Raw genomic sequence first — 21,028 nt, forward strand, 5'->3', positions numbered from 1 at the left:
ATGGAATAACACTTGCGTACTACGACCGAAAAACCGAGAGTGTGCTCCGGATAGACTGAAAAGTGTTACCTATGTTCCCGGTCTGATCTGTCACCTATGTATCCGGTCATACACTGCGCTAACCGGGTTACAGTGACTAAAATCCCCTCAATCAGACTGCTGTTTCTTGCGCTACGTCTTCCGGTACAGTAGCCTGATTGAAATTCCACCCAAATAACGAGTTTTCTGCATGTTAAAGCGCGTGTTTTACAGCCTGTTAGTCCTGTCAGGCCTGCTGCTGTTGACTGTGCTTGGACTCGACAGATGGATGAGCTGGAAGACTGCCCCCTATATCTACGACGAATTACAGGATTTACCCTACCGCCAGGTCGGTGTGGTCCTGGGTACGGCAAAATACTATCGAACCGGCGTTATCAACCAGTATTACCGCTACCGTATTCAGGGCGCATTGAACGCCTATAACAGCGGCAAGGTTAACTATCTGCTGCTGAGCGGCGACAACGCGCAGCAAAGCTATAACGAACCCATGACGATGCGTAAGGATCTGATTGCCGCAGGCGTCGATCCGGCTGACATTGTGCTTGATTACGCCGGGTTCCGTACACTCGACTCCATCGTGCGTACCCGTAAGGTATTCGATACCAACGATTTCATCATTATTACTCAGCGATTCCACTGTGAACGCGCCTTGTTTATTGCGCTACATATGGGCATTCAGGCCCAGTGCTATGCGGTACCTTCACCAAAAGATATGCTTACCGTGCGGGTACGCGAATTCGGCGCGCGTTTTGGCGCACTCGCCGATCTCTATATTTTTAAACGTGAACCCCGTTTTTTAGGCCCACTGGTGCCCATCCCTACCATGCATCAGGTACCCGACGATGCGCAGGGGTATCCAGCGGTTACGCCTGAACAATTACTCGAATTGCAAAAGAAACAAGGAAAATAAGCATGGATGTACAAACCCTCTTCGTCGTGTTGGCCTTTCTGCTCATTCCTGTGTTTTGTTTCCGTGAGGCCTGGAAAGGTTGGCGCACCGGGGCCGTAGATAAAATTAAGAAAAATGCACGCGAACCGGTATACGCTTATCGCAATCAAGAACCCCTGCAATTTTGGTCCTATGTGTTGGTTTATGCCGGATGCGGATGTTTATCCTTCGGTATGGTTATTTACTTAATTTTTTATCGATAAAGATATTATCTTTATATTAGTGTTTGAGAATAGCTAATATTATGATAACGGTTACCATTTCAAAGTAAGGGATTAATGCTGCCCGTCAGCATTTCCCGCCATCACTCTTCTATTTGTGAATCCTTTCACAGAATACTCTTCCTGCAGTGCTTAGCCTTAAGAATAGCCTTTCAATTTTTATATTTTGTTATTAACGGTTTGCCTTAATTTACTCACGCATTAAGGAAGAAAATATGCCACAACAAAATTATCTGGATGAGCTCACGCCTGCTTTTACTCCATTATTAGCCATAAAAGAGGCTTCCCGCTGTTTATTATGTCACGACGCCCCCTGTAGCCAGGATTGTCCGGCGCAAACTGACCCGGGAAAATTTATTCGCTCCATTTATTTTCGTAATTTTAAGGGTGCAGCCGAAACTATTCGTGAAAATAATGCACTTGGGGCAGTATGCGCCCGGGTATGCCCAACCGAAAAGTTGTGCCAACGCGGGTGTACACGCTCAGGCATTGATAAGCCGATTGATATTGCACGTCTGCAACGCTTTATTACCGACTTTGAGCAGCAGACCGCAATGAAAATTTATCAGCCCGCCACAAAAACACAGGGCAAGATCGCCATCATTGGCGCAGGCCCGGCCGGATTACAAGCCAGCGTAACGCTGAGCAATTTGGGCTATGACGTCACTATCTATGAAAAGCAGGCCCAACCTGGTGGCTGGTTGCGCTATGGCATTCCAGAGTTTCGTCTGCCACATGCTGTTTTAGATAACGAAATTGCTCGTATCGTTGAGATGGGCGTAACCATCAAATGCAATTGTGAAGTCGGCGATGCCCTTTCCGTTGAGCAACTCAAAACAGAATACCGCGCCGTACTGGTTACCGTAGGGATGTCTTACGGTTCAACGTTACCGCTGTTTGAGAAGGCCAATCACGTTGAAATTGCCGTCGATTTTCTGCAACGAGCCCGGCAAACCAGCGGCGATATTACCGTCGCGCAAAGCGCATTGATCATCGGCGGCGGCGATGTCGCGATGGATGTCGCCAGCACGTTGAAACTGCTGGGCTGTCCGTCAGTTACCTGTGTCGCCCGTGAAGAACTGGCCGATTTCCCAGCCAGCGATAAAGAGTTCAGCAGCACACAAGCGTTAGGGGTATCGATTATTGACGGTTTCACGCCTGTGGCGGTTAGCGGAAATCGGGTTACTTTTAAACACGTACGCTTGCCGGGAGAACTGACGCTTGAAGCCGAACATATTATTCTTGCCGTCGGCCAGCATGCTCAGCTTGAAAATTTCGCCGCGTTAAAACCACAGCGCAATCTTATCGACACGCATAATTATCAAACCGCCGATCCCGCTTTGTTTGCCGCGGGCGATATCGTAAAAGGCGATAAAACGGTGGTTTACGCCGTGAAAACCGGAAAAGAAGCCGCTCAGGCCATTCATCACTACTTAGAGGGAGCTTGCTCATGTTAACGAAAGATCTTTCTATTACTTTTTGCGGCGTCAAATTCCCCAACCCGTTCTGCCTCTCTTCTTCTCCGGTGGGCAACTGCTATGACATGTGCGCCAAAGCCTATGATACCGGCTGGGGCGGGATTGTTTTTAAAACCATCGGTTTCTTTATTGCGAATGAAGTCTCCCCACGTTTTGACCATCTGACCAAAGAAGATACCGGCTTTGTTGGCTTCAAAAATATGGAGCAAATTGCCGAGCATCCGCTGGAGGAGAATCTGGCCGCGATCCGCCGACTGAAGCAGGACTACCCTGACAAGGTCCTGATTGCATCGATCATGGGCGAAAATGAACAGCAGTGGCAGGAGCTGGCCCGGCTGGTCGAAGAGGCGGGTGCAGACATGATCGAATGTAACTTCTCTTGCCCGCAAATGACCTCACATGCCATGGGGAGCGATGTTGGGCAAAGCCCTGAGCTGGTCGAAAAATATTGTCGGGCAGTTAAACGCGGCTCTTCCCTGCCGATGCTGGCTAAAATGACACCGAATATCGGTGATATGTGTGAGGTCGCGCTGGCGGCAAAACGCGGTGGCGCCGACGGTATCGCGACCATCAATACGGTTAAATCCATCACCAATATCGATCTGAACCGGAAAATTGGGATGCCCGTCGTCAACGGTAAATCCAGTATTTCCGGCTACTCCGGCAAGGCCGTAAAACCTATCGCCCTGCGATTTATTCAGCAACTGCGCATGCACCCTGAACTGCGCGATTTCCCGATTAGCGGCATCGGGGGAATTGAAACCTGGGAAGATGCCGCCGAGTTTTTACTGTTAGGCGCGGCCACGCTGCAGGTGACCACCGGGATAATGCAGTATGGTTATCGGATTGTGGAGGACATGATCAGCGGGCTGTCGCATTACCTCGCCGATCAAGGGTTTGACTCACTGGAGGAGATGGTGGGCCTTGCCAATGCCAATATCATCCCCGCAGAAGATCTTGACCGTAGCTACATCGTCTACCCGAACATCCATCTCGATAAATGCGTTGGCTGTGGACGCTGCTACATTTCCTGTTATGACGGCGGGCATCAGGCGATGGAATGGAATGAGCAAACCCGCACCCCACACTGTGACACGGAAAAATGTGTGGGATGCTTGCTGTGCGGCCACGTTTGCCCGGTCGCCTGTATCGACCTGGGTGAAGTAAAATTTAAACCCGGAGAGCAAGAGCACGCGTTAACATTATAACGCTGACAAAAAAGCCGGTGCAGATTGCGCTGCACCGGCTTTTTGGCATTTTATCGTTACTTCTTACGCGCGTACTTCAGTGAGTCGAGCGCCACCGCGAAGATGATGATGCCGCCCTTAATAATGTACTGCCAGTATGGGTTAACGCCGATGTAAGTCAGACCGTAGTTGATGACGGTAAAGATAATCACACCGGTCACCACGCCGAAGACGGTCCCTACCCCACCGCTAAACGACACGCCGCCAACCACACACGCCGCAATCGCATCCAGCTCATACATAAAACCGAGGTTGTTGGTCGCCGAGCCGATACGTCCCGCTTCCAGCAAACCACCGAAGGCATAGAACACACCAGACAACGCATAGATAATCAGCAGGTTCAGCGCGACGTTCACGCCAGACACTTTCGCCGCCTCTGGGTTACCGCCGATAGCAAAAATGTTTTTACCGAAGCGGGTCTTGTTCCACAGCACCCACACAAAGGCCACGGCAATCAGCGCATAGAAAGTGATATAAGAGAGTCGGAAGTTGCCCAGCGCGATAAAGCCCTGCGCAAAGGTTGAGAATCCGCTGTCAAAGCCAGAAATTGGCGATGCGCCGACAAAATCGTAGTACAGGGAGTTGATCCCGTAGACGATGATCATCGTACCCAACGTGGTAATAAACGGCGTCACGTTCAGATACGCGATGATGATACCGTTCACCAGACCGATAATCGCACCGATGACGCAGACAATCAGCACCACCACGATGATCGGCATCGTCGCCATTTCCGGGAATACCTTGTTGGCGTTCTCCATCGACTGCAGTAAGGTTGCCGCCACCACTGCCGCCAGACCAACCTGACGCCCTGCCGACAGGTCTGTCCCTTGCGTAACAATCAGTCCCGCAACACCCAATGCGATAATAATACGCACCGAGGACTGAGTCAGAATATTACTCAGGTTGAGTAAACTTAAGAAAGTGGGATCCTGGAAAATAATAATTGCCAGCAAAACCAAAAGAACAACGTAAATTCCGCCTTCTTTCAGGTAAGTAAGAAAACTTTTCTTATTTAACGCACTCATGAGGAGCCCCTAATCTTAAAGGTGCAAAGACGCAAGACGGAGGATTTCGTTTTGCGTTGTCGTTTTAGTGTCAACAATTCCGGCAACGAGACCATTGCTCATTACCAGAATACGATCGGTAATACCCAGCAGCTCCGGCATTTCAGAGGAAATAATAATAATCCCCTTATCTTTTTTCGCGAGTTCGGCAATCAACTGATAAATTTCAAATTTTGCGCCGACATCGATACCACGGGTAGGTTCATCCAGCATCAGGATTTCTGGCTGTGTTAATAGCCAGCGGCCAATAACCACCTTTTGCTGATTCCCCCCGGAAAGTGAACCGATTTGCGTACGATGGCCCGGCGTTTTCACCCTCATGGAGTCAATCACCCATTGGGTATCGCTCTTCATGCGGGAATTATCCAGCAGGCCGACTTTATTTTTATAGTTTTGGATATTGGAGATTAACGAGTTAAAACCAATGTCCAGATACGCATAAATACCGGTTGAGCGGCGCTCTTCCGTGACCAGTGCAAAGCCATGATTGATGGCTTCATTGGCGCTGTGGTTATTAATTTTTTTGCCGTGTAACGTAATCGTACCCGATGATTTCTCACGAATACCAAAAAGCGTTTCAACGATATCAGTACGTTTTGCGCCTACCAGACCGGCAATCCCGAGGATTTCCCCTTTGTGCAAATCAAACGAGACATCACGAATCGACGGCTGACGCAGCGAGGTCAGGTTACGCACTTGCAGAATCACTTCACCAGGTTTGTTTTCTTTATCAGGAAAACGTTGGTTCAGCGAACGTCCAACCATCATGGCGATGATCTTGTCCATATCCAGCCCTTCCAGCGGCTGGGTTGCGATCCACTGCCCGTCGCGCAGTACGGTAATTTCATCACACAGTTGGAAGATTTCTTCCATTTTGTGAGAAATATAAACGATACCGCATCCACGCTCTTTCAGCTTACGAATAATGGTGAACAGATGATTAACTTCTTTCTCGGTTAACGATGAAGTCGGCTCATCCATAATGACAATTTTGGCATCATAGGAGAAGGCTTTGGCAATTTCGATCATCTGCATTTGTGAAACGGATAATGTACCGACGCGCGCCCGCGGATCGATATCAATATCCAGCTCATCAAATATCGCTTTGGTATCACGGTACATTTTTTCCTGATCGACAAACATACCTTTAGTGGGATAGCGCCCCAGCCACATGTTGTCCATCACGGAACGTTGTAATACCAGGTTTAATTCCTGGTGCACCATCGAAATACCATTTTCAAGCGCCTCTTTCGCCGAATGAAAATCGATTTCTTTACCCTGAAATAAAATACTACCGGAATCTTTTTGATAGATACCGAAAAGACATTTCAATAATGTGGATTTCCCCGCGCCATTCTCGCCCATTAAGGCGTGAATCGAATGTGGGCGGACTTTTAAATTAACATTATCAAGAGCCTTAACGCCGGGAAAAGACTTGTTGATGCCGGTCATTTCCAACAAGTATTCGCCTGACGACTGAGTATGTGTGCTGACCATAAATATACCTTGTTGGCCTTGCAAAGCGCGTTATTAAGGGCGCAATGAAATTGCGCCCACAGACGGAGATTTATTTATTAGTGAACTCAGCCAGATTATCTTTATCGACACCGACGTACGGAACGCGAACAATTTTGTTGTCAATTTTCCAGTTAGTGCCGTCTGCTGCGCCTTTGCCATCAGCCAGGTTTTTCGCCAAATCGAAAGTCGCTTTCGCCTGGTTGTTGGCATCGTTCAGCACGGTACCGGCCATGGCGCCGGATTTCACCAGGGCCAGCGCTTCAGGCAGCGCATCCACGCCAAATACCGGTACGCTGGTTTTGTTGTGCGCTTTCAGTGCTTCAACTGCACCCATCGCCATCGCATCGTTGTTGGCGATAACCACTTCAATTTTGTTAGCGTTCGGACCGGACATCCACGCATCCATCTTATCTTTCGCCTGAGCGGTATCCCACATCGCGGTATCCAACTGCAGTTGCTCAGTTTTAATGCCCTTGTCGTTCAGCTCTTTGATCACGTAAGTGGTACGTGCTTCAGCATCCGGGTGTCCCGGTTCGCCTTTCAGCAGAACAAACTGGATTTTACCGTCTTTATTCAGATCCCAGTTCGGGTTAGCAGCCCAGTGTTTTGCAATCAAATCACCCTGAATAATGCCAGACTCTTTAGAGTCAGTGCCGACGTAATACGCTTTGTCATAGCTGTCCAGCGCTTTACGAGAAGGTTCCTTGTTGAAGAACACGATCGGCACGTTCTGACCGCGTGCTTTTTCAATTACCGTGCCTGCAGCTGCCGGGTCAACCAGGTTAATCGCCAGTGCTTTAACGCCTTTTGCCAGCAATACGTCGATCTGGTCGTTTTGTTTGGACTGGTCGTTCTGCGAGTCATTCATCAGCAATTGTACGTCAGGCGCCGCTTTGGCATCTTTTTCAATAGCCTTACGTACCACAGACATAAAGTTATCGTCGTACTTATAAATCGTCACACCAATGCGGGTATCAGCAGCGTGCGCAGCCGCGCCGAATAACATGCTTGCCATTACAGCAGACAGGGTCAACACCTTCTTATTCATGGTATCTCCGGTTTTATTATGCAGGGTAGTACTTGAGATAAATGCTCGGCAGGCAGAACGTTACTGAAGTGTTACTGAACGCCGAAGCTCACTTTTAAAAATAATTCTTCCGTGCCTGGCAACGCTCCAAAAACTGGCTTTAATTTTTGTTTAAGGCACCAATACCTCGGTGAAAGTGATTATTCACCGTTACATAGTAGTTACAGCGCAACAAACAGTGTCATCATAGCCATCACATTGTTAATATACTGTGAATTTACTCACATATTGAAAGCGGTTACATAGCTCGACTTTATGAGTTAGTGATCGGTGCCGCATTCTGCCGCAATGCCACAGAATGACGACGCACCAGCGTCGGCATAAAGCAATGCGACGCCGCAGGATCTAGCGTGCCCGCCGCGCCTTGCAGCGCAAGCTCCGTCGCCATTTTTGCCATTGAGGCGATGGGATAGCGCACGGTTGTCAGTTGTGGATCGGTGTAACGCGCAATGGGAATATCATCGAAGCCAATGATAGAAAGATGTAATGGGATGGCGATTCCATTGTCTTTTAACGCAGTCAGTGCGCCAGCTGCCATGTTGTCGTTGTAGGCGAAGACCGCCGTCAGTTGCAAGTTGCGCCCCAGCAGCTCCACCATCGCAGACTCTCCGCCCTGCATATCTGGCGAACCGGTACCGATCCAGCTTTCCGCCGCATCAATCCCTTGCTCTTTCAGGGCCGATAACCACCCTTCTTTGCGCATCGCATCATCTTCAATACGATGGCTTGATGCCAGGTAACCAATTCGTTGATGACCATTATTCAGCAGCATGCGGGTCGCCATTTTGGCGCCGCTGATATTATCCAGGCAGACGCAGCGGTGGGCGTAACCCGGCACAAGGCGATTGATCAGCACCATGCCGGGGATCTGATCCATAAACTCTGCCAGCTCCCGATCGCTGAGCGCTTTAGAGTGAACGATCAGAGCGTTACAGCGTTGGCGAATCAAAACCTCAATAGCATGACGTTCTTTTTCAGCCTCATGATAGCTATTGCCAATCAGGACATATTTCTGATGCTGCTGGGCAACCATATCGACAGCTTTAACCAGCGCGCCAAAAAACGCATCTGACACATCCATCACCACCACACCAATGGTGTCACTTACCTGTGTCGCCAGCGCCTGCGCATTGGCGTTAGGTCGATAGCCTAACTGAGTGACTGCTTTCATCACCGCTTCACGCGTGTCGGGACTCACCAGCGCACTGTTGTTCAGTACGCGGGAAACGGTCGCTACAGATACGCCAGACTGTCGTGCCACATCACGGATGGTTACCATATTCACTGCCCTGTTTTAGATTGCGGTTAGCCACAGACACCCCAGGCTGGGTATTTTGTCAGCACAATGAAACGGACTGCGTGAGTGATGTCACAGGAATGAAAGCGCTTACATCCATTTTGTTAATGAATGTGATCCAGATCGTTATCTGGATGTACGTGGTAATGATGTCCCTGAAGCACGCAGGGTTAATTGACGCCATAGCCACTCTACCGGGCCCTGCCGGTAAAAACGCAGCCAAATGACGGAGAAAAGAAGATTAACGGCCCAGACAGGAATGACAAAACAGAGCAGCTCCAGCCGATCAAATTTCATAAACCAGCCGAATTGATAAAACAGCGTGGTGCAAATTAAGGTTTGCAACAGATAGTTGGTTAATGCCATACGTCCCACGCAGGCGATGGCAATCACCCACTTTTGCCGGCTCAGCTGCGGCCAGAAGCCAAACATCAGCGCGGCGTAGCCGATAGTCTGCAACGGCGCTCCCAGCTCGCGGGGGGCTTGTAACAGGAAAGCACACCAGCGGTAGGCCCAGTCCAGATGCCACTGAATGATAATAGCAGGCAGGTTAATCGCCATCCCAACAATGACCAACAGTACACCGGTACGTCGATAATGCTGTAAACTGTACTGCCCTTTCAGCCAGCCGCTGCGCATTAATGCTGCGCCAAGCAGCATCATCCCTGCCAGTTGCCAGCCGTACTGCGCGCCCAGTGCCAGCAAGCTATTGGACATCATATCCACGCGATTGCTGACCGCTTCCAGACCGCCATTCACTTTCCAGTATTTTTCATACAGCAAAGCTGAGGCATCCGGCGTCCAGGCTCGACTGGTTTCCCCCCCAGAGATAACGCCCAGCAGCAGCAGCACGCCAATCCCCACCAGATAAAGCAGGACGCCGGTGTTAAACAGGCTTTTTACCGAAGGGGCATCGCGAATCAACCGCCAGCAAATCAGACCAATTAAGCCATACGCCAACAGGATATCGCCGTCCCAGAAGAGTAACCCGTGAATAAACCCCAACAGCACCAGCAGCGTAAGCCGTGACTGGATCCAGCGTTTGCCGCGCGGGAGCAGCATATGCAGCCCTGCTCCAAACAGCAATGCAAACAGCGTGAGAAACTTGACCTGAGCGAAGAGATCAAGCACCGCCCAGCTCCAGGCGTCGGTTAAGGTGATATTGCCATACCAGGCGGGATTGAGGTATGCCGCCTTTGGCAGACCAAAGGCGTTAATATTGAGAAGCAGGATGCCAAGAATGGCGACGCCACGAATAAAATCCAGCGTGACATTACGCTCCATGGCCCCTGCCTTAATCAGTTGTGATGACGTACTGCGCGCAGGAATTCCTGACGCGTGTTCTGGCTGGACTTAAACAATCCGCCCAGAGATGTGGTGGTGGTCGCGCTGGTCGCATCGCGAATGCCGCGCGCTTTCACGCAGTAATGCACCGCATCAATCGACACCGCGACATTATTCGTCCCGAGCAGCGTTTGCAGCGCGGTGAGAATTTGCTGGGTCAGACGCTCCTGCACCTGCGGTCGCTGCGCAAAGAACTGCACAATGCGGTTGATCTTCGACAGGCCAATGACTGAATCTTTCGGGATATACGCCACCGTCGCTTTACCATCGATAGTGACAAAGTGGTGCTCGCAGGTGCTGGTCAGCGTGATATCGCGGACCGTAACCATCTCGTCCACCTTCATTTTGTTTTCAATGACGGTGATTTTCGGGAAGTTGGCGTAATCGAGACCGGAGAAAATCTCATCGACATACATTTTCGCAATGCGATGCGGAGTTTCCATCAAACTGTCATCGCTCAAATCGAGATTGAGCAATTGCATAATCTCGGTCATATGGCCTGAGATAAGACGTTTGCGCGTTTCGTTATCCATCTCCTGCACGGGCGGGCGTAGTGGTGTTTCGAGACCACGCGCGACCAGCGCTTCATGAACCAAAGCCGCTTCTTTACTGAGTGATGACATTTCTTTTTCTCCTGCAGGTGTGGCGCCTCTGCCCTGCATGGGGCAAAGTTTTTAGGCTGTGTCAGCCAGAACATTGTGCGTGAGGCGGCACACATAATCCAGTATTCACCGCGATAATTATTGAAATTGGCACAGCCTTTCAGCGTACCAAATTCACGTAGCGTTCAGCCCGACGATGTGGAGTGTTAATGTAAAGTTATATAGATGATGGAGTATGTTTGCCCAATGCGGAAGTGAAAGTTACTCACAGTACAATGAATAATCTGTATTATGGTGAATTCGCAAACATATTCAGGTTCAACACAACAAGGAGCCACGCATGGAAATGCTTGAAGAGCACCGCTGTTTTGAAGGCTGGCAGCAACGCTGGCGTCACAACTCCGCCACGTTAAATTGCGCTATGACCTTCAGCATCTTTCTTCCCCCACCTCGTGAGAATACCCCGCCTCCGGTGCTGTACTGGTTGTCGGGCCTGACCTGCAATGACGAAAACTTTACCACCAAAGCGGGCGCGCAACGTGTCGCGGCTGAGCTGGGTATTGTGCTGGTGATGCCAGATACCAGTCCGCGCGGCGATCACGTTGCCAACGATGATGGCTACGATTTAGGTCAGGGTGCTGGATTTTACCTCAATGCCACCCAGCAGCCGTGGGCAACTCATTTTCGCATGTATGACTATCTGCGTGATGAGCTTCCGGCCCTGATTCAGTCGCAGTTTAACGTCAGCGATCGTTGCGCCATCAGCGGACACTCCATGGGTGGCCACGGGGCGTTGATTATGGCGCTGAAAAATCCGGGGAAATACACCAGCATCTCCGCTTTTGCCCCCATCGTTAATCCTTGCCGCGTTCCGTGGGGCGAGAAGGCTTTTAGCGCTTATCTGGGTGAAGATAAATCGCAGTGGACCGAGTGGGATAGCTGCGCGTTAATGTTGGCCAGCAGGCCCGAAGATGCGATTCCGACGCTTATCGATCAAGGAGACAGCGATCAGTTTCTTGCCGATCAGCTACAGCCCGCGGTACTGGCAGAAACGGCACGTCAGACCGCATGGCCAATGACGTTACGTATCCAGCCGGGTTACGATCACAGCTATTACTTTATTGCGTCGTTTATTGAGGATCACCTGCGCTTCCATGCTCAGTATTTGCTGAAGTGATCACCAATACAGAGTGTTTTCTATTGCCGCGCTGTAGCTTATCTCTTCTGACTGCGGCGCGGACGCTTTGCGATTTAAATCGGCTGCCTGTTGGCGTACCTGTAATCGCGACGTACTCTCACTTCCCTCATGTCCTTCACTAAAATTCCGTACTTCAGACTCGAATAAGATTGCATCCAGATGATGCAGTTTATTCAGCGCCCGCAGCAGGGAGATAAGCGTATCGAGATTCAATCCCCCACCTTTCTCAATACGTTTAATGGTGGCAATCCCCACCTGAGCGCTGTCGGCAAACTGCTGCTGGGTCAGCGCCAGAGTAATCCGCGTTTCCCGGATACGCGCGCATAATGACAAGATGATTTCATCATTATTCATGGTGTGATATTTCATGCCACCCTCTCCGTTTTCTGGGCTGAATTTTTCCCAGACAGCCATGATACGTTTCACGGTATTTCGCGCTCATGTCTTTACCCGTTTCATACATGGCTGCAATCACCTCATCGAGCGAAACGCATGGCTCACTGATGCGGCTTATCGCCATCGTTGCGGCGTTAATCGCTTTTACTGACGAAATCGCGTTGCGTTCGACACAGGGAATTTGTACCTGCCCACCAACCGGATCGCAGGTAAGCCCTAAATGGTGTTCCATGGCGATTTCTGCAGCGCTCAGCACCTGACTGACTGAGGCCCCCATCAGTTCTGCTAAGCCGGCTGCCGCCATCGAACTTGCCACGCCGATCTCCCCCTGACACCCGACCTCAGAACCTAAAATAGATGCATTTTGTTTGAACAGTAACGCAATGGCGCCAGCGGTAAGAAAAAAGCGGGTAACCGACGCGTTATCCAGTTCACAGACAAACTTATCGTACCAACTAAGGACCGCCGGGATGATTCCGCTCGCGCCATTGGTCGGCGCGGTCACCACCCGCCCACCGGCGGCATTCTCCTCACTGACGGCAATCGCAAAGGCATTGACCCAGTTGAGGTTGGTGAGAAAGTCGTTAGCAGAGGGTCTCATTACCAGTGATTTATGCAGCGCGCAGGCTCTGCGCGGTACCTGATACGGCCCCGGCAACAGCCCCTCAGTATGCAGACCGCGATGGACGGCCTGCTGCATAATCACCCAAACGTGCGCAAAATAGTCATGCAACGCCACCTGGGAATGCACCTGTAACTCATTTTTCATCATTAATGCCGCAACGGATAAACCATTGCGCTGACACAGATCCTGCAGCTGCGCCGCATGCTGAAAAGCAAAAGGAGATACGTTTTCTTGCGCCGCTGTCTCGGGCGTCGACGCGCCGGGTTTACGAACCTGTCCGGCGCCGGTTGAAAACCATGTTTCTTCATACAACGTAAAATAATCATCCCGGGCGCGAAACGTCATCGCATAGGGATGACCGGCATGCGGTTGCTGATTAGCCAGAATCGTCACCGTCACGGCAACTGAAGGAGAGAGCAGCAAAATACCGTTTTGTTCAGCACGTTTAATGGCCTCCATTTGCTGACGTAAATCAACATCATCTGGCTGATGGCCCAACAAACCCAGGTAAATCGCGACATCAACGTTATGGCACTTGCGGCTTAACGAGAGCGCACCATATAGCTCAACCTCAATTTTTCGCGTCAGCGGCAAAATCTCCTGCTGCTTTAATTGAGAAATAAAGTTAAACGCAGCACGCATTGGCCCTACCGTTCTTGAACTCGAAGGCCCAATAGCGACTTTAAAAATATCAACACAACTTTCCATTTTAGCCTCATCCTGTTGGTCACAATAGAATATGCCGCCAGTAGAAACAGACCGTGAGTGATATATCAAAAACGATACTTTTCAGATTTTGTATATTTGCTGGTATAAAAAACAATACTATTTTATCTTTTTTTTAACATTCACATCTGTGATAAAGCTGGATTCACTCGTCGCGCTCATCTCTTACAATAACGTCAGCTTACAGGAGTGATTTTATGGCAATTATTTATTTTATTAGCGCAAAAGAACCTGAAAAACTTCAGGTATGGTTACATGAAACGTTTCTAAATTGCGATACAAAAGAAAATCAGTGCACACTGGAACAATCACATATAACGCACATCAATAAATCATATTTTAAATTATCAATACCAGATGAATCATTCACAAATGAAATATATAAAAAACTGCGGATCACGTCATTCGCTCAGCAGTTTGATTTTTTCATTAAACCGCAAATCATTCCAGCGAAAGGAATTATTGCATTCGACATGGACTCGACATTTATCGAAGAAGAAGGTGTCGATGAAATTGCGCGCGTGCTCGGCATCTCCGCACAGATAGCAGAGCTGACGAAGCAGGCGATGGAAGGAAAGCTGGACTTCAATAGCAGCTTTACCCGGCGCATCGGGATGTTAAAAGGAACCCATATCGATGTGATTAATGCCGTATGCGATCAAATGACCGCTTCTCCCGGCATTACCACTATTTTGCCAATTCTCAAACAGAAAGGATTTAAAACGGCGATTATTTCTGGTGGTTTAGACATTTTTACTCGCAGGTTACAGGAAAAATATCAACTGGATTATGTTTTTTCTAATACCGTTGAAATCAGGGACGGTAAACTGACAGATAATATCGCTGCGCCCATCATGAATGCAGATAATAAACAGAAAACATTGGAGCGACTCGCCGAAACGTTGCAGATACCGCAGCATAATATTATCGCCTGCGGTGATGGCGCTAACGATATTCCCATGCTGACATATGCAGGCACGGGTATTGCCTGGAAAGCTAAACCGGCGGTCAGAGAGTTAATAACAAATCAAATTAATTTTCACGGATTCGAGTCGCTTTTGTTCTTCATCGAAGATGGATTATAACCCACGAGCACTGCCTGAAGGGAAACTCATATGAGCTTGAAATCGTTTATATTCAGCCAGGCTGATAAGCCGGTTGTAAAAGAAAAACAAGAGATTGACCATACTTACAAAAAATTCAGGATAGAGATCATTACCTCGGTTTTTATCTCTTACGCTGTCTTTTATTTAACGCGTAAAAACTTCTCAGCGGCCATGCCGGCAATGTTGTCTGATACCGCTCTGACCGCAGAAGATTTTGCCATCATGTCTTCACTGTTTTACATCCTGTATGGGTCAATGAAGTTTGTTGGCGGCATGCTGGTTGATAAAATCAATCCGAAAGCCATGACCGGCCCGGTGCTCATTGGCGTTGGGATCGTCAATATTCTGTTTGGTTTTTCCGACAGCGTTGCCGCGTTTTATGTATTGTACAGCCTCAACGCCATTCTCCAGGGCACCAGTTTTCCGCCAATGGCAAAGATCATGGCATCCTGGTTTTCCAAAAATGAACGCGGGCGTTGGTGGGCGGTCGTCGAAGCTGCGCATAATATCGGCGGCAGTCTCGCCCCACTGTTGACCAGTTTTGCGATTGTCTGGAGCGGCAGTTGGAAAATGGGTTTTTATGTACCGGGCGCGATCTCCCTGCTGATGGGGATCATTGCGCTCTTTACGATTAAAGACCGTCCCGGGACCTTAGGTTTGCCTAACGTTGGCGAATGGCGCAAGGATCCGACAGAACTTGCCCAGGTTAAGGCCAGTCCGGTCAACCTCTCCTTTTGGCAGATTTTCGTTAAATATATCCTGATTAACCCGCTGGTGTGGATTATTATCATTGGCGATATGTCTGTTTATATTGCCCGCACCATTCTCAACGACTGGCCGCAAATTTACTATTCGCAGGTACATGGCTGGAGCCTGATTAAGGCCAACTCTATTATCTCGTGGTTTGAAGCCGGCGGACTTGCCGGAGGACTACTGGCGGGTTACTTATCGGACTTTATGTTTAAAAGTAATCGCTGGATGACAGGACTAATATTCGCCTTAATGCTGTGCGTGTGTATTATCTTAATCCCAGTGGTACAGGATACTTCATATACCATTACGGCCATACTTTTCACCATCATGGGGTTCGCCCTGTACGGCCCGCATATGCTTTTTGCCGTAGGTTGTCTGGATGTTACTCATAAAGACGCAGCGGGATCGATAACCGGCTTCCGGGGATTATTTAGCTATGTCGGCGCGGCATTAGCAGGCGTACCGGTGATATTAGTGAAGAACAGCTGGGAGTGGTCTGGTGTTTACCTGTATGCCGTGATCGCCATCCTGTTAACCACGCTGTCACTGGCCTTACTCGCCAAATTCCATCGGCTATAAGCCAGCCATAACAGGACAGCGGGGTTATAGCCGCTGTCCTTAAGTCAAAAACGTAAGCCATTCTTAAGCATCAAAAACATTTCCCCTCTTCATTATTCTCGCTTTCTTCACTTTTTCTCCATTTTTCTTTTTAACTTATCTTATTGATTTAAAAACAACTCCCATCCAACCAATATCAAACACAAATGATTTCTATTATCATTTGTGTTTACAAAAATTCTCACTTTTGTACAATCCCACCGCTTCTTTACTGAAAAGAGTCCTTAAAAGACAAATACATACAATTGTCATGGCCTTTCACATGACGCGCAGTTTGATTCATTTAAATGGAATGATACAAATGACTATACCTCACGTTAAGGCTGTAGCTGCCGCAGTATGCGTCGCCAGTCTCCCATCACTCGGCCATGCCGCTGAACAGGACACCGTCGTCGTCACCGCTACCGGCTTCGAGCAGAAAATTCAGGACGCCCCCGCGTCGATATCTGTTATTACCAAGCAGCAGATTGAAGACAAAGCCTATCGCGATGTCACCGATGCGCTAAAAGATGTCCCTGGCGTCGTCGTCACCGGTGGCGGTAGCAGCAGCGATATCAGTATTCGCGGTATGGCTTCGCAATACACGCTGTTCCTGGTCAATGGCAAACGCATCAGCACACGCGGCACGCGACCTAACAGCGATAACTCAGGTATTGAACAAGGCTGGTTGCCGCCGCTGGAATCCATTGAACGCATCGAAGTCATCCGTGGCCCAATGTCATCGCTTTACGGCTCCGATGCGATGGGTGGCGTTATCAACGTCATCACCAAAAAAGTGTCGAATACCAAAGCCTGGACCGGCTCCTTGCATGGCGATGCCACTTTCCAGGAAGACAGAGATTCCGGTGATATTTACCAGACCAATGCCTATGCGTCCGGGCCGCTGATTGACGGGTTTCTCGGTGCGAAGGTGACCGGATTATTCTCTCATCGTGCCGAAGATGAAATCCTCAATGGCTACAACGAACAGCGTATGCGTAACGGGGGTTTAACCCTGAACTTCACGCCGGATGATAAAAACGACATCGACTTCGATTACGCACGTGAACTGCAGGATCGTGACAGTACGCCGGGCAAATCCAAGGCTGAAGAAATCTGCCGCAATGGAAGCTGTAAGCCCAACAGTAAAAGCGAAAGCAAGTATGTGCACACCACATATTCACTCACCCATAGCGGCTATTACGACGACTTCAACTCCACCAGCTATGTCCAGCAGGAAGAGACCGACAACCCTGGTCGCCAGATGAAGTCCTACAACACCATCTTTAACAATCAGAACCAGATTTTCCTCGGGGCGCACACCCTGACAGTGGGTGGACAGTACCGTTATGAGAAACTGCGCGATAATGGCAACCAGTTGCAAGCTGCTGATGGACTGAACAAACTGACCCGCTGGAGCTGGGCGCTGTTTGCTGAAGACGAATGGGCTATTACAGATACCTTCGCGCTGACCGGCGGTCTGCGTATGGATAAAGATGAAAACTACGGTGACAACTGGACACCCCGCGGTTACGGTGTCTGGCATCTGAGCGATCAGTGGACGTTAAAAGGTGGCGTATCTGCGGGCTATCGCGCTCCGGATCTGCGTCAGTCTTCTGCCAGTTGGGGACAGGTTACCGGCGGCGGTCGTCTGAACGGGATCATTGTTGGCAACCCGGATCTGAAGCCCGAGAAAAGCCTGAGCGAAGAGATCGGTTTACTGTGGGATAACGGCAACGATCTCAACGCGGGCGTGACCCTGTTCAATACCGACTTCAAAAACAAAATTACCGAAGTACGCCGCTGTAACAGCAGTTCTGACCCGGCCTGCACCATCGGTGGCATCCATTATGATTTCGTCAGCGATCGCGTTAACGTCGATAAAGCCAATATGCGCGGCGTGGAATCCACCTTCGGTTGGAAAATCACCTCCGACGTCAACTGGACGGCGAACTACACCTACACGGAATCTGAACAGAAGAGCGGACAGTTCTCCGGCCAGCCATTAAACAAAATGCCAAAGCATATGTTTAACACCACCCTGGACTGGCAGGCCACGCAGGATCTTGGTTTCTGGAGCCGTCTGAATCTGCGCGGGAAAACGTCTGAGTACCTGAGCCGTACCTCTATGGCACAGGGAACGCCATCCTATACGCAGGTCGATGTCGGTTTACGTTACTATGCTACAAGGGATCTGTTGATGACCGCTGGCGTATACAACGTGCTGGATAAGCAAATCGATTATGATACCTACGACACCGTTCTCGATGGTCGTCGTTATACGGTTGGCATGACTTACAGCTTCTAAGTCTGGCGCAATAAAAAACCCCGGCAAGGTGAATGCCTAATGCCTGTTAGTTAAGCATGTATGGAGAACATTTTATTCCGCTACGGGGTTCCGTTCACCTCAGCGGTATCACTTCTCTGAATCACAGATACCCGTGAACGTGCAAGGGAGGCTCACCGCCGCCTCCCTTGCATCCCAGGCTCCCGGCGGGAAAATCGTCGCTGCGCGATTCATTCGTCTTATGCCGTCTGCCTGTCGGGTCGGGGCCGAGCCTGCGTCCCTGCAGGCCATCCCCTCTGCCCGCATCCCTGCGGGCAGACCCGGTCAGCCGTCAACGACTCATCGATTTTCAGCCGGACCGGAGTCATCGCTTCAACGCTCTGACTTCCAGTTAAATCTGTTTTGCTGTTCAGACCAAAAAACTCAGATGGTGAGGTGTGGGCTGGTCCGGCTGAAAATTGCCGACGTGTTTCCGTAAGGCCGGGAGAGCCTGCATGGATGCTGGCTCAGGGCGCGCTTTGCAAGGACGCTACCTCGCGCCCGGCCCGGTAGCCTGAAGGAATAAGCGGAGGGTATTGCGCAGCAACAATTTTCCTGCCGGGAGCCGGGATTGTTAAGGGTGCGGCGATAGCACCCTTAACACGTTCACTGGCGTTCAGTGTACAGAGAAGCGATACGGCTGAGGTGAACGGAACCCTTTCTCAGAGAGAGCATGTTCATTATCCCGCCAACACATGTTGATGCTTTCTGAAACTGAGATGTTAACTGAACATGGTGAGTAGCGGGGGGGGGTTATTGTCTGCCGGATGGCAGCATGGAGGGCTTATCCGACCTACACTATCTTACGTAGGTCGGATTAGCACGGTGCCATCAGGTACAAGATTACTTCTTCACGCGTCCAGGGAATTTCATTTCGCTGTAGCGAACGAAATGAGTACCTTTCGTCAGCTTGTAACCAAACCAGATAATCAGGAACAGTGGGATACCGATATAGGTTGCCATCACCCCCCCCCAGTCAATGCTGTCCTTCAGGAACGCTTCGTAGTTCTGACCCAGAGTGATGATCAGGCACAGCACGAAGGCAAAGATCGGCCCCAGCGGGAAGAAGCCAGAACGATACGGCAGATCCTTCACATCGTGTCCTTGCAGCACATAACCACGACGGAAACGATAATGGCTGATAGCAATCCCTAACCAGGCGATAAAGCCCGTCATCCCGGAAGTATTCAGCAGCCACAGGTATACGGTCTGGTTACCAAACATTGAGGTCAGGAAGCACAGCCCCGCCACCACCGTAGTTGCATACAGTGCATTACGCGGCACACCACCTCGAGACAGTTTGGCGAAAATACGCGGCGCTTTACCGTCACAGGCCAGGGTGTAAAGCATACGTGTAGAAGCATACATCCCGGAGTTACCCGCAGACAGTACCGCCGTCAGGATAACCGCGTTCATTACCGCCGCCGCAGACAGCAGACCCGCGTGCTGGAATACCAGCGTGAACGGGCTAACGCTAATGTCTTTCACATCGTTACGCAGCAGGCTTGGATCGGTGTACGGAATGATCAGGCTGATAATCAAAATCGCGAACACATAGAACAGCAGGATTCGCCAGAACACCTGACGCACCGCGCGTGGAATATTCTTCTCAGGATCTTCCGATTCCCCTGCCGCGATACCGATAAGCTCAGTTCCCTGGAAAGAGAAGCCGACAATCATCGCCACGCCAATCATCGCGGCAAAACCACCGGCAAACGGCGCATCACCGGTCGTCCAGTTGCTCCAGCCTACCGGCTGAGCACCTTTGAAGATACCGACAATCATCATCACGCCAACCACGATAAAGATAATCACGGTGGTTACTTTGATCAGTGAGAACCAGTACTCCGCTTCGCCAAACCCGCGCACGGAAATGTAGTTCAGCAGGAAGATAACGCCGAGAAACAGTGCACTCCAGATCCAGCCTGGCGTGTCCGGGAACCACCAGCTCATCACCAGCTGTGCGGCCACCAGGTCAACGGCAATTGTCACCGCCCAGTTGTACCAGTAGTTCCAGCCCAGCGCGAAGCCGAAGCCTTCTTCTACATAGTTCTGACCGTAGGTGGAGAACGAACCAGAAACCGGCATATAGGCAGCCAGTTCACCGAGACTGGTCATCAGAAAATACACCATCAGACCAATCAAAATATACGAGAACAACGCGCCGCCAGGACCCGCCGCAGAAATAGTTGCACCAGATGCAACGAAAAGACCTGTACCGATGGAGCCTCCGATGGCAATCATCGTCAGGTGACGCGCCTTCAGTTCACGACGTAGCGTGGGCGCTTCTGTGGTTTTAGTTTCGGAAACCATGTGAAAATGCTATCCATCCAAAAAATGAGGCGCGATTGTAGCAGACGAAACGGCTTTCTTCCGGCACAAATGCACTGTTATAAGAGACCTTCATGACTGGCCGCGGATTATAAGTAAAGCAGAAAATGGGCGGAGCATG

General features: G+C 50.0%; 17 protein-coding genes. 8 read left to right on the forward strand and 9 right to left on the reverse strand.

Annotated elements, in window-relative coordinates; translation table 11 throughout:
• Positions 1-229 precede the first annotated feature (229 nt).
• The 4 genes from sanA (at position 230) to preA (ending at position 3,895) form a co-directional block, all read left to right on the forward strand.
• Positions 230-949, forward strand: a complete 720-nt coding sequence (gene sanA, locus FHD02_RS07840) for an outer membrane permeability protein SanA (RefSeq protein WP_038641981.1) — start codon at positions 230-232, stop codon at positions 947-949.
• Positions 950-951: 2 nt separating this feature from the next.
• Positions 952-1,191: a DUF2542 family protein gene (locus tag FHD02_RS07845; RefSeq protein WP_061382065.1), complete on the forward strand. Its 240-nt coding sequence runs from the start codon at positions 952-954 to the stop codon at positions 1,189-1,191.
• A gap of 233 nt (positions 1,192-1,424) precedes the next feature.
• The gene (locus FHD02_RS07850) at positions 1,425-2,666 is read left to right on the forward strand and encodes an NAD(P)-dependent oxidoreductase (protein WP_137360788.1); all 1,242 of its coding nucleotides are present in this window, start codon (positions 1,425-1,427) and stop codon (positions 2,664-2,666) included.
• Positions 2,660-3,895 (forward strand): NAD-dependent dihydropyrimidine dehydrogenase subunit PreA, encoded by a 1,236-nt coding sequence (preA, locus tag FHD02_RS07855; protein ID WP_137360787.1) that lies wholly within the window; start codon positions 2,660-2,662, stop codon positions 3,893-3,895. The genes FHD02_RS07850 and preA overlap by 7 nt, the downstream gene beginning before the upstream one ends.
• 56 nt (positions 3,896-3,951) lie before the next feature.
• Here preA and mglC read toward each other — a convergent pair whose 3' ends face one another.
• The 6 genes from mglC to folE form a co-directional block, all read right to left on the reverse strand.
• The gene (gene mglC / locus FHD02_RS07860) at positions 3,952-4,962 is read right to left on the reverse strand and encodes a galactose/methyl galactoside ABC transporter permease MglC (protein WP_220393788.1); all 1,011 of its coding nucleotides are present in this window, start codon (positions 4,960-4,962) and stop codon (positions 3,952-3,954) included.
• A 15-nt stretch (positions 4,963-4,977) separates the two neighbouring features.
• On the reverse strand, positions 4,978-6,498 hold the full coding sequence (gene mglA, locus FHD02_RS07865; protein WP_005129207.1) for a galactose/methyl galactoside ABC transporter ATP-binding protein MglA: 1,521 nt from the start codon (positions 6,496-6,498) through the stop codon (positions 4,978-4,980).
• Between the two features lie 70 nt (positions 6,499-6,568).
• Positions 6,569-7,567 carry a galactose/glucose ABC transporter substrate-binding protein MglB gene (mglB, locus tag FHD02_RS07870; RefSeq protein ID WP_006683804.1) on the reverse strand — a complete coding sequence of 333 codons (999 nt, stop codon included), beginning with the start codon at positions 7,565-7,567 and terminating at the stop codon, positions 6,569-6,571.
• A 292-nt stretch (positions 7,568-7,859) separates the two neighbouring features.
• The gene (galS, locus tag FHD02_RS07875) at positions 7,860-8,885 is read right to left on the reverse strand and encodes an HTH-type transcriptional regulator GalS (protein ID WP_038641992.1); all 1,026 of its coding nucleotides are present in this window, start codon (positions 8,883-8,885) and stop codon (positions 7,860-7,862) included.
• A gap of 144 nt (positions 8,886-9,029) precedes the next feature.
• Positions 9,030-10,187 (reverse strand): DUF418 domain-containing protein YeiB, encoded by a 1,158-nt coding sequence (yeiB, locus tag FHD02_RS07880; protein ID WP_137360786.1) that lies wholly within the window; start codon positions 10,185-10,187, stop codon positions 9,030-9,032.
• A gap of 14 nt (positions 10,188-10,201) precedes the next feature.
• Positions 10,202-10,870 (reverse strand): GTP cyclohydrolase I FolE, encoded by a 669-nt coding sequence (gene folE / locus FHD02_RS07885; protein WP_003027410.1) that lies wholly within the window; start codon positions 10,868-10,870, stop codon positions 10,202-10,204.
• Positions 10,871-11,189: 319 nt separating this feature from the next.
• On the opposite strand from folE, the gene fghA reads away from it, so the two are divergent.
• A complete protein-coding gene (fghA, locus tag FHD02_RS07890) occupies positions 11,190-12,026 on the forward strand; it encodes an S-formylglutathione hydrolase (protein WP_042307313.1) in 837 nt (278 codons plus the stop codon).
• Here the strand turns inward: fghA and FHD02_RS07895 are convergent, their stop codons facing one another.
• Both FHD02_RS07895 and FHD02_RS07900 read right to left on the reverse strand, forming a co-directional pair.
• Complete coding sequence (locus FHD02_RS07895; protein ID WP_061382069.1) at positions 12,027-12,416, reverse strand: helix-turn-helix domain-containing protein; 390 nt, start codon at positions 12,414-12,416, stop codon at positions 12,027-12,029.
• The gene (locus tag FHD02_RS07900) at positions 12,394-13,776 is read right to left on the reverse strand and encodes an L-serine ammonia-lyase (protein WP_137360785.1); all 1,383 of its coding nucleotides are present in this window, start codon (positions 13,774-13,776) and stop codon (positions 12,394-12,396) included. The genes FHD02_RS07895 and FHD02_RS07900 overlap by 23 nt, the downstream gene beginning before the upstream one ends.
• Before the next feature lie 215 nt (positions 13,777-13,991).
• Between FHD02_RS07900 and serB the strand changes: the two genes are divergently transcribed.
• The 3 genes from serB (at position 13,992) to FHD02_RS07915 (ending at position 18,558) form a co-directional block, all read left to right on the forward strand.
• Positions 13,992-14,879: a phosphoserine phosphatase SerB gene (serB, locus tag FHD02_RS07905; RefSeq protein ID WP_137360784.1), complete on the forward strand. Its 888-nt coding sequence runs from the start codon at positions 13,992-13,994 to the stop codon at positions 14,877-14,879.
• Positions 14,880-14,909: 30 nt separating this feature from the next.
• Entirely contained in the window at positions 14,910-16,232 is a 1,323-nt protein-coding gene (locus FHD02_RS07910; RefSeq protein ID WP_137360783.1) for an MFS transporter, read from the forward strand.
• Between the two features lie 340 nt (positions 16,233-16,572).
• The gene (locus FHD02_RS07915; protein WP_220393789.1) at positions 16,573-18,558 is read left to right on the forward strand and encodes a ligand-gated channel protein; all 1,986 of its coding nucleotides are present in this window, start codon (positions 16,573-16,575) and stop codon (positions 18,556-18,558) included.
• Positions 18,559-19,419: 861 nt separating this feature from the next.
• Here FHD02_RS07915 and lysP read toward each other — a convergent pair.
• A complete protein-coding gene (gene lysP, locus FHD02_RS07920; protein ID WP_042307301.1) occupies positions 19,420-20,889 on the reverse strand; it encodes a lysine-specific permease in 1,470 nt (489 codons plus the stop codon).
• Between the last annotated feature and the right edge of the window lie 139 nt (positions 20,890-21,028).

Source organism: Citrobacter sp. EC_71 (genome assembly GCF_019584005.1).
In the GTDB taxonomy this organism is placed as follows: domain Bacteria; phylum Pseudomonadota; class Gammaproteobacteria; order Enterobacterales; family Enterobacteriaceae; genus Citrobacter; species Citrobacter werkmanii.